Source organism: Kumtagia ephedrae (assembly GCF_003012745.1).
Taxonomy (GTDB): Bacteria; Pseudomonadota; Alphaproteobacteria; order Rhizobiales; family Rhizobiaceae; genus Kumtagia; species Kumtagia ephedrae.
This window is the reverse complement of sequence record NZ_PXYK01000072.1, coordinates 1-1021: the sequence shown is the minus strand read 5'-3', so window position 1 is coordinate 1021 and position 1021 is coordinate 1. Positions and strand designations below refer to the sequence as shown.

The following is a 1021-nucleotide window of genomic DNA, read 5'->3' as shown; positions in this document are numbered from 1 at the left end:
TTTTACCCCGACTCCCTGGAGACCCGAAGAACGGCGTTGACGTTGGGGCCGCGTGCGATTCTGCTGGGATCATGATTCGCGGCGGCTTTCTGTCGAAGGATGGACGAGCACACCTCGAGGCGCTGGTGCGGCGTCCGAGCGAGAAGCATGGCGTTGCGCGCAGGGCGAACGCGATCCTCTTGCTCGACGACGGGATGAGCTGCGAGGCCGTCGCCCGGGTGCTTTACCTCGACGACGACACGGTGCGCGGCTGGCATCAGCGCTTCGCCGCCGATGGGGTTGCGGCGTTGCGGGCCTTCGGCTGGAAAGGTGGCGCGGGCAAGCTGACGCGCCTCCAGGAGGTCGAGCTGACCGGGGAACTGTCGGCGCGCTTCTTTGCGAGCACGGTGGCGGTGATCGCGCTGATCGGGACGCGCTTCGGCATCGCCTATTCGAAAGCGGGCGTCATCAAGCTCCTGCACCGGCTGGGCTTTGTCTACCGCAAGCCCAAGGGCCTGCCGGCCAAGGCCGACGCGGCCGCGCAGGAGGCTTTCGTGGCGCACTACGAGACGCTCATGAACGGGCTCCTGCAGGACGAGGTCGTCTACTTCAGCGACGCCGTCCATCCCGAATACCAGAGCCGGCCGGCCCATGGCTGGGTCCGGCACGGCGAACGGCCGGCGGTGAGGAAGGGCAAGGGACGCCAGCGGCTGAACCTGATGGCTGCCCTCAACCTGGAGAATTTCGACCTCAGACTGGTCGAAACGCTCAAGATGACTACGCAGACCACCATCGACCTGCTCGCCCGGCTGGAGCGGCACAACCCCGACAAGCGCATCATTCACGTCATCCTCGACCGGGCGCCGGTGCATCGCGGCCAGGCCGTGCGCGACTGGCTGGCGAGGCCCGGATGCCGCATCCGGCTGCATTTCCTGCCCGCCTACGCGCCCAACCTCAACGCCATCGAGCGGCTGTGGAAACTCATGCACGAGCACGTCACCCACAACCGCTATCATGACAGCTTCCGCGCCTTCGCCGAGGC

General features: G+C 66.7%; 1 protein-coding gene. It reads left to right on the top strand.

The features are described from left to right. Positions 1–125: 125 nt before the first annotated feature. Positions 126–1021 (top strand): IS630 family transposase (locus tag C7I84_RS29295; protein WP_165816263.1); only part of this gene is annotated, 896 nt, incomplete at its 3' end.